At 55.7% G+C, this 8,640-nt stretch carries 9 protein-coding genes; all 9 read right to left on the bottom strand.

Annotated elements, in window-relative coordinates; translation table 11 throughout:
• Positions 1 to 426: glycosyltransferase family 2 protein (locus tag ABYM29_RS13435; RefSeq protein ID WP_372865285.1), on the bottom strand; the 426-nt coding region annotated here is incomplete at its 3' end.
• 43 nt (positions 427 to 469) lie between these two features.
• Positions 470 to 1,177 carry a sugar transferase gene (locus ABYM29_RS13430; protein ID WP_372865284.1) on the bottom strand — a complete coding sequence of 236 codons (708 nt, stop codon included), beginning with the start codon at positions 1,175 to 1,177 and terminating at the stop codon, positions 470 to 472.
• Positions 1,178 to 1,399: 222 nt separating this feature from the next.
• On the bottom strand, positions 1,400 to 2,647 hold the full coding sequence (locus ABYM29_RS13425; RefSeq protein WP_372865283.1) for an oligosaccharide flippase family protein: 1,248 nt from the start codon (positions 2,645 to 2,647) through the stop codon (positions 1,400 to 1,402).
• 198 nt (positions 2,648 to 2,845) lie between these two features.
• On the bottom strand, positions 2,846 to 3,172 hold the full coding sequence (locus ABYM29_RS13420) for a hypothetical protein (protein WP_372865282.1): 327 nt from the start codon (positions 3,170 to 3,172) through the stop codon (positions 2,846 to 2,848).
• Between the two features lie 123 nt (positions 3,173 to 3,295).
• A complete protein-coding gene (locus tag ABYM29_RS13415) occupies positions 3,296 to 4,558 on the bottom strand; it encodes a hypothetical protein (protein ID WP_372865281.1) in 1,263 nt (420 codons plus the stop codon).
• Positions 4,559 to 4,568: 10 nt separating this feature from the next.
• A complete protein-coding gene (locus tag ABYM29_RS13410) occupies positions 4,569 to 5,405 on the bottom strand; it encodes a type II secretion system F family protein (protein ID WP_372865280.1) in 837 nt (278 codons plus the stop codon).
• A complete protein-coding gene (locus tag ABYM29_RS13405; protein WP_372865279.1) occupies positions 5,402 to 6,289 on the bottom strand; it encodes a type II secretion system F family protein in 888 nt (295 codons plus the stop codon). Before ABYM29_RS13405 ends, ABYM29_RS13410 begins: the two co-directional genes overlap by 4 nt.
• Positions 6,276 to 7,616, bottom strand: a complete 1,341-nt coding sequence (locus ABYM29_RS13400) for a CpaF family protein (protein ID WP_372865278.1) — start codon at positions 7,614 to 7,616, stop codon at positions 6,276 to 6,278. Before ABYM29_RS13400 ends, ABYM29_RS13405 begins: the two co-directional genes overlap by 14 nt.
• A gap of 27 nt (positions 7,617 to 7,643) precedes the next feature.
• On the bottom strand, positions 7,644 to 8,393 hold the full coding sequence (locus tag ABYM29_RS13395; protein WP_372865277.1) for a hypothetical protein: 750 nt from the start codon (positions 8,391 to 8,393) through the stop codon (positions 7,644 to 7,646).
• Between the last annotated feature and the right edge of the window lie 247 nt (positions 8,394 to 8,640).

The following is an 8,640-nucleotide window of genomic DNA, read 5'->3' as shown; positions in this document are numbered from 1 at the left end:
TTCATCCATAAACTGCGAGGCGCTGTAACTGACTCCCACCGAGGGATTGGCACGCAAATGCGCCACATGCATTTCCAGTTTTTCTGGACGCCACATGTCGTCTGAGTCGAGAAAGGCAATATAGTCGCCGCTGGCGCGACAGATACCGGTATTCCTCGCGCCGGCAAGGCCGCGGTTGCGCTGCTGAACCAGCTTGACTCGGGGGTCCTGGCAAGCGCTGATAATCTCAGCGCAGTTATCTGGCGAACCGTCATCCACGGCAATCACTTCGAAATTTTTGTAGGTCTGAGCCAGCACTGAATCCAGACAATCCTGCAAGTACGCCGCTGCGTTGTACATCGGGATCACCACACTCACCAGGGGGGCGCCGCGGCGCGCAGTGCTTTGAGCAGTCGTTGTCTTTACGTTTTCTTCCAAGAATGTCATGAGCCTATACCTATCTGTAGGGGTTATTACCGCTGTTGCCTTATTAGTACGCGCCACTGCCGCGCAGTACTGCTGGGATGGTTTGCAGAGTAATGCGAATGTCGGCGAACAAGCTGCACTCGCGGATGTAGCGCAAATCTAGGTCGATCTGCTCTTCAAAACTCAAGTCCGCCCGGCCCGACACCTGCCACAAACCGGAGATGCCCGGCAGCGCAGCCAGGCGCTGGCGATCGTAGTCGCTGTACTGAGCCACTTCTTCTTGCAGAGCGGGACGCGGACCGATCAGCGACATTTCACCGCGCAGCACATTGATCAACTGCGGCAGTTCATCAATAGAGAGTTTGCGAATAATCCGGCCGGTGCGTGTCACACGGGGATCGTTAACAAACTTCTTGCACACACCGTCGCGATCACTTTCCATCTCCGCGACAGCGGCGTGCAATTTGGCATCCGTGCTCATCGAGCGAAACTTGATCATGCTGAACAGCTTGCCGTCTTTACCGACGCGCTGCTGGCGAAAAAATACTGGGCCGCGACTTTCCAGACACACCGCCAGGGCAGTAATAAGGAGTAGCGGAGACAACATCACCAACAGCAGACTGCTGAGAAGAATGTCGTAGCCGCGCTTGTAACCCCGCTTCGCGAACTGCTTGATGCCGAGGTCGACAGGTGAAAACAAACTGGCAAGGAAAAGGGCAAAGACGCTGTTGACTTGGTTTTTGATTGCTTGCATGGCTGTGATCCCGTTCATGATGACTTTCTCTGGGAATTGCAACCGCTGTGCCAAGCCTAAAAATTTACTTAACTATATGATTTAAAAGGATTTTAAATAACACTTACGACACTTAAGGCAATGCTTCAGCAAAAAAAATCGCATTTTGCAAAGCACCTTAATTATTCAAACTACACAAGAGGAAATAGACGAGAGAACAAGAGGATTGGACAGGGGCTAACGGCAATGACTGGCCGCGACTCAGGCAACAGATAGTTCGCGACTAACAGTGTTATCAGCACTGCGAGCAATGACTGCCAACAACAGTGCCGCGCCAACAAGATAACAGCCGATCATCGCCACCGCGACAGCCTGTGCGCCCAGCACACTGGTCATGGCAATCACCCCACAAAACAACAGAGTAAATATTGCAGCTGCCTGGTTTTCACTGCGCAACTGGTCCGCCGCCCGGAAGTACATACTTGCCGATTCAAACACCATGCGCGGAATGGCCGACAAACACAGCGCAACAATCAGCATACTCGCTGGCGCCCACTGCGGACCAAACAGCAACGGCACATAGACGGGCGCCAACAATGCCTGACAAAGAATAAGCGGCGCGATGAATTTCATTGCGGTGGCCAGACTCAAAAAATAACTTTTGCCCAGCGACTCACCCGCACGGCGAGCATCGCACAATTTGGGCAGCAGCGCGGTATTAAAACCGTTGGTCAGCGACAGGCTGATCCCCAGGCCGGCATTGCGAGCAAAGGCATACAAACCGAAAATGTCGGCCGGCAACAGGCGGCCAAGAATAAACATATCAAACTGATTGCGGCCATTTTTCAGGCATTCCGCCATCAGCACACCACCGGAATAACGACGTGCTTCGCGCAGTTCACTCCAGGAGAACTGCAGCCGTGGTAGCCAGCGAACGCGCCGATTGATCACCAGCACCCACAATGTCGCCGCAAACAACTTGGGCCAGATAACCGACCACACACCAAAGCCACTCAAGGCCAGTACCGCGCAGAGCACATTGTCTAGGGTAACCGTCGCCCCCATGATCAGCCCCGCTTCCTTCATGCGGCTATCGCGCTGCAGTAAGTTGAACTGGACCATCGCGAATGGATAAATAAGATGACTGAACGACAAGGCGCGGAGCAGGGACTCAAGGACTGCAGCCTGGTAGAGCTCAGCAATCAACGGCGCGGCGAAAAATTGCAGCGCAAACATGCTTATCCCAATCAACAAGTTCAGCCAGAACACCGTTTGCGTTACCAGTACTAGCTTCGCCTTCTCCGCTTTTAAGATTAGGTTGCCAATACCATTAGCCGCCAGGATCCTCACAATCTCCGCCGAGGCAACCGCCAGGGCAGCAATGCCGTAATCCTGCAAACTCAGGTAGCGGGCCAATATCAGGGTGGCCAGTAACCGCGACACACGCACCATCAGTTCGCCAGTGGCGAGCCAACTGAGGTTGCGTCGAAAGCTGCTTGCTGATGTCATGACCTTGCCCCAAATATCCATCAAAGAATGTATCTAGGTGTCATACAGCAAGAGCCAGGCCAGTTGGCCAATAATGTAGAAATTCTCGCTAGGCTGCGCAGTTACTGGGGAAGCAAGGGGGATGTGACGGGGAAGCGGCGCCTTCACGCCGCTGTAAGCGACTAACTTTGTACTATGGGAAGCATTTTGCAAATCACCCTAGGGGCGACCTTGGCCCTCAACTTCGCGACTGGGCAAATACTGCACGCGCTGGCCATCACCGCTATCAGGCGTGTCGCGAAAGCTCGACCCCGCCACACTGGCACCACCGTGCCCGGCCCGTAAACCGCGATAGGAGTAGCTTTGATCGACGGCCCCTACGGCCTCCGCCAGATCGGCGATCTCGGCAGTTTGCGCATCGCGAAGGCTCAACCAGCCCACCCCTGCGCCAGTCACCATCATCGCGCTAAGCAGGGATATCTCAGCCGTTACGAATCCAGCCTGGGCACTGGCCAACCAGCTTTTGCTAATTCGGCGTTTCATCATCGCTCTCCACTAGTAGCAGTGCTTCGAGGTGGGCGCAGCCAAGCATGAACTACGTAACACTCGACACTGTTTGTACAAACTAGCGAAGATCTCCCTCTGCGACGATACGTGTTTACCGAGGGGTCACGGGGCTTCACTGCGCGGCGCAGTGTAAATCCAATTGGGGCCGCCGCTGCTATTCTGGCCGACAACATCCGCTGGCAGAGCGATGCTAAAGGGCGTCTGGAAAAACTCTAGGGCATTGCGCTCCGCGTCATCGGGATGGGGCACCGATTCAGCCAAAGCCAGTCGCAGATTCGACAGGCACTTCAACTCCCCTGGAGCCAGGTTGATCGGCGGCGAAGCCAGAATGATTTCAGCGCGCTCGACCAGGGTCGCCGTCAAGGTATTATCGTCGCTAATATTCAGTAATGAGTTATAGGCCAGCAAATAGACCACAGTATCGACGATATTTCCGGCTTCCAGAGGCGCGCCCAGCGGACAGCAAATCTTACCGACCTCCGGCCGAACCAGTGGGCCGCCATTAAGCGTGCTAATTGTCTTGCCAATGACGTTATCGTTGTTGATCTGGGCGAAAACCCGATCAGCGCGGGATTCAATCTCGGGAAGGTAGGCGCTTAACAGGTCACTTTTGTCTTCGTAGCCAGCCGGGCATTCGCAGGGAAGTGCGTCTGCGATACTGCTGCTAACCAGACAATCGGTATGTGGTTCAGTAGGGCCGCCTCCAGCAAAGGCCTCACAGGGCGATCCACTCACAACTTTCTGAGACACATAGCGGGAACGAATTTCAGCCGCGTCAATCGGGCAGGCCTGCGGCGCCTGACGAAACAAAAAGCCCTTGATACCGTCGGGAGAGCTGCCAATGGCGTAAGTGGGGCCGCCCTGTAAGGCGTAAATATAGCCGACGGAGCCGCCGCCCAAGTTGCCATCTAAACCCCGACTGTCTGTCGCCTCATCACCGGCTACCTTAATACAGGGTGTGCCGGTGCAATTGCCACCGGAATAGTAAACCGGCTCGCGCCCGGTAAAGCGGTCGTCGCGCACACCGATCAACGCTCGGTAGTTGCGGTGGGCCGGGTCTGGCGCCAGCGGCAACACACTGCGGTCAATATAGGGAATACGCGGGGCTTCGTGCTCGTCGTAGTCCACCGCCGGCCCCAGTATCACGCCATTGGCATCGCGGACTAAGGCAACCGAACCCGCTTTATCGGCACTGTAATCCCGCAGCGCATCGCGAATGGCCGAGATCCCAGCCAAAGAGCCAATAATCACAATAGTGGTGATCAGGATTAATTCTACCGTGATAATAAAGCCGCCTTGCCGCTGCCGGTAACCGGAGCGACGGCTTAAATCCACTGGCTTAGAGGCGAAGAGCAACCCGTTCATAGGCATCCTGTCAAAATAAGTCTTTCATCATCTGCAACACCTCATATACCTGAGAGGCCGCAGGGAACAGCACCAACACCAAAAACATGGGAAAACACACCATCAACATCGGCAACATAGCCTCCATCGATTTGCGATTGACCAACTCAGTGCCCATTTGTGTTTGCTTGGCACGCAGCAACTCAGCCTGTGCAGCCAGCGTCTCGGCAACGGGGGAGCCCACTTGAAAGCCCACCCGCAACACCGCGGCGATTTTTTCAAGATCACTGACACCGGTGCGCTGAGCGAGTTTGGCAAAAGCTTCGTCGCGCCCCCGACCCGCTTCAATTTCTTTACTCAGTAAGGAAATTTCCTGAGCGAGGGGATTTTTCTTTCCCAAACCGTATTCGGCGGCTTGATCGAAGGCCTTGCCCAGGCTCATTCCCGATTTGAGGTAAACCACCAACAAATTCACAAAAAAATTCAACGAGCGGGTGATGAGCTGGCGGCGTCTGCGACGCACCAGCAACAACCAAAGATCAAATGCAAAAAACAGCCCGGCGGCGACCGCAACCAGCACCCAGATAGCCACTGTGCCGCCGCTCAACTCAAGCAAAAGCGTTGGCCCCAGTAACAACAGGGTAAATTTCAGCAGCCAATAACTGAGCTGCATGCGCTTGGGTGCCAGGCCCGCCTGGCGAATGCCCTTGCCGGGATAGAGCCTGAAGTGCCGTTGCTGCTCGTCGAAATTGATTTCGGCATCATCGCTGCCAAGTTCAAGGCTCGCCGAGCGCAGGCGCAGGGCGATATACGCAATCCCCAGCAACAGCAGAAGAAAAACAATATCAATCAGCCAGCTGTCATTCATATCTCTGCCCTCAACAAACGGCGCAACCACAAAAAGCCGCCAACCTGTAACAGAACGGCGGCCATCAGGTAACTGCCGCCATTGGGGTTGGTGCTCAAAGGCTCAAACCAGTCCGGCTGTTTCCACAGGAATACCGGTACCAATAAATAGGGTAAGGCCCCGGTAAAAATTGCCGCGTAGCGCGCACCAGACAATTGGCCGCTGATCATAATACGCAGGCGAATCTGGTCGCGAACCAATACACTCACCGAGCTGATCAACAAGCCGAAGTCGCTGCCCGAATGCCACTTGGCAACCAGTGCCTGACTAAACAAACGCACCGCTTCTGTATCGTATTTAAGACGCAGTCGCTCCACCGCTTTTTCCACCGGCATACCGTAGTCTAGCCGCGCCACTATCTCCGCCAGCTCGCGCTTTACGGCGCCCTTGGAGGATTCAGCGGCCACCAGCAAGGCCTGACGAGGCGGTAAACCGCCTTGAATTGCCGCATAGATCAGGTCCAGTGCATCCACCAATTTCTCTTCAAACTTGCGACGCAACATCTGACTGATATCGGCCAGCATAAAGAAACTCATCACCGTAAACGCGGCGGCGGCCGCAATGGCCACCCACAAATTAGCTGGGAACAACTCCAACACAATGAGAAAAACACACAGACTGACAACAGCAGTGACCAACACAAAAACCAAGGGCTCGATACGCAGATTGAGTGTCCGCATATTTGCGCGCATCGGCGAGGGTTTTTCGTCGACGTTTATATCATCCAGCAGCAAACCTCTGTCGCCCTGAAGCGCTGCCGGACGCAGACGTGCATAGGCAATAAAACCGGCAACCATGACCGCGAGAAAAAGCAGTCCGAGTTCAACAATATTAATCCAGGCCACGGTTCACCCCGTTGTTCAAAAACGGTAAATCGACCGCAAAGCCGCGCGCGGCGACCTGCTGCAAAAAGTGCAGCGGCGCACCGGTGTATTCGTGGTGACCGCGAATCACGCCATCCTCCTGGGCAGAGTCCGTCTTAAAATTAAACAGCGGCGTCACGCCCAGATCGCCGTCCTTGCTATACACCTCACCGAGGCTGACCACCCGGCGTGAACCGTCGCGAAAGCGCATTACATGCACCACCAGCTGTATCGCCGAGGCAATCATTTCGCGCACCGATTCCCGAGGAATATCGGCGTCGCTCATCAGCGCCAGCGACTCAAGGCGGCGCAACACATCGGCCAGGCTGTTGGCGTGAACCGTGGTCAGGCTGCCCTCGTGCCCCACGTTCATCGCCTGCAACATATCCATCACCTCACCACCGCGAACCTCGCCGACGATAATGCGGTCGGCGCGCATGCGCAGCGCGGTGCGTACCAGCTCGCGTAAACTGATACTGCCGCGGCCTTCCATATTTCCAGCCCGTGACTCAAGTGGAATCACATGAGGGTGACTGAGACGCAGTTCTGCGGTTTCTTCAATAGTGACAATGCGCTGATTATCGGGGATGCTCTTCGACAGAAGATTCAACAGCGTGGTTTTCCCGGCTGCCGCGCTGCCAGCGACGACGACGTTGATGCCCGCATTCACCGCCAGCTTCAAGGTGTCGAGCATGTCTTGGCTGAGAAAACCGCTGGCGACCAGTTGCGCTTCGTCGAGCTGCTCGCAGCGAAAACGGCGGATGGACACAATCGCGCCCTTGGCACACAGCGGCGGAATCACCGCGTGCAGACGGCTGCCATCAGCCAGTCGCGCATCGACCATGGGGTTGCTGGCATCGAGATGCCTGCCCTGCGCACCGACAATGCGATCGAGAAAGCGACGCAGATGTGCGTCGTCGTCAAAGCGGATAGTGGTTTGCTGCAGCTGGCCGGCACGATCCACCCACACTTCGTGGGGGCCGTTAACCAGAATATCGGTAATATCGTCTTCAATCATCAACGGCGCCAGCGGCCCCAAGCCACCGAGCTCTTCGAGTATTTCCTGCTCTAGCTGTCGTCGCTGGCTGTCGGAAACCGCGATCCCGCGCTCTTCTTCAAGCTCTTCAAGGATGACAACAAGGCGTTCTCGCACCTGTTCAATATCGCCTAGACTTCTCGCCCCACCATCATCTAATGAATCGATCAAACGCTGGTGAACAAAACTGCGCAGGCGGCGCATATAGTCATCGCCACTGTCGTCGGCGGGCTTTTCCTTAGTCTTTTCTGCACTGCGCGGCGAGCCAAACATGATGCCTTCCTCAAGTCGTGGTTGCCGCTAGAGCCGCAGCAACACTTTCTTACGTGACAGGCCACTGACCATTTCTACTTCACGGTGGGTCGCCGCCGGGCGCACCGCCAATTTTTCACCGCGAGCACTGTGTAGCACCAAGCTCACCTTATCACTCTTGCCAATGCTGGCAAGCGGATAAACGTGCTGTGGATAGACGGCGACCACTAAGGACGCCACATTGGCACCAGCGGTCGCTGCCGAACGATCCTTTGGCAACAGGCTCATCACATCAGCGCTAGTGTTATTCGCAGCAGCGCCGTTGCGCATGACACCGATCAATCGGACATCGCTGGCCACAGTGTGCACGCCATGGCGATTGGTCACCAGCACGTCCAGGCGGTCGCCACCGCGAAGTTGGGCAAAGGGAATGCTGGAAGGATCGGGTCTGAGGGTATAAAGAACACGCCCCTCAGGAACCGCCTGGGCTAAAGTGGGTCGCTTGGGCAGCGCCAACTCATTAGCGCTAAACGTATCCCCACTGCGTTTATTGGTGGTGAGTGTTTTACCGATAATCGCTCGCGGATCGAGAATGGCGTTATCCGTGTCTTTCACCTTTGCTTCGCGAAGCAGCGCACGAGTAATCATCTGACCGGCCGGAATATCGCCTCCCGCCACCCAGGCGGTCTCGGTATTAAGGCGGTCAATCTGTCTCAGGCCAAGCACCGAGGCCAGCATGCTGGACGCGAAGAACAAGATAATGGAGCCAGTTGCACTGCCTGTCAGTTTCCGCTTCATGCTGCACCTCCTAAATGTTTTAACTGTTGCTGTGGTGTTGATGATGTGGCGGCCCGAAGGCCGCCCAGTTGTCGACGAAAATTACAGGGCCGGTACGGCAGGGGCTGCATCGGTCGAGTAGGCGCCGGTAGGAGCCGCCAGGCCCGTTGTGCCTTCGATGCCGTCAGAGCTTACGAAGCTGAATGACGCGGCGTCGCCGGCGTTCAGATCTTGGTTATCCAGGAACTGTGAACCCGATACCGCTGAA

Source organism: Spongiibacter sp. (assembly GCF_041602295.1).
Classification (GTDB): Bacteria; Pseudomonadota; Gammaproteobacteria; order Pseudomonadales; family Spongiibacteraceae; genus Spongiibacter.
Note: the sequence above shows the minus strand (reverse complement) of the source record. Positions and strands in the feature narration are given on the sequence as shown.

Bases quoted from the DNA above. Each gene is read 5' to 3' on its own strand.
- ABYM29_RS13430 (WP_372865284.1), bottom strand. From the start codon at position 1,177: ATGAACGGGATCACAGCCATGCAAGCAATCAAAAACCAAGTCAACAGC.
- ABYM29_RS13425 (WP_372865283.1), bottom strand. From the start codon at position 2,647: ATGACATCAGCAAGCAGCTTTCGACGCAACCTCAGTTGGCTCGCCACT.
- ABYM29_RS13420 (WP_372865282.1), bottom strand. From the start codon at position 3,172: ATGATGAAACGCCGAATTAGCAAAAGCTGGTTGGCCAGTGCCCAGGCT.
- ABYM29_RS13415 (WP_372865281.1), bottom strand. From the start codon at position 4,558: ATGAACGGGTTGCTCTTCGCCTCTAAGCCAGTGGATTTAAGCCGTCGC.
- ABYM29_RS13410 (WP_372865280.1), bottom strand. From the start codon at position 5,405: ATGAATGACAGCTGGCTGATTGATATTGTTTTTCTTCTGCTGTTGCTG.
- ABYM29_RS13400 (WP_372865278.1), bottom strand. From the start codon at position 7,616: ATGTTTGGCTCGCCGCGCAGTGCAGAAAAGACTAAGGAAAAGCCCGCC.
- ABYM29_RS13395 (WP_372865277.1), bottom strand. From the start codon at position 8,393: ATGAAGCGGAAACTGACAGGCAGTGCAACTGGCTCCATTATCTTGTTC.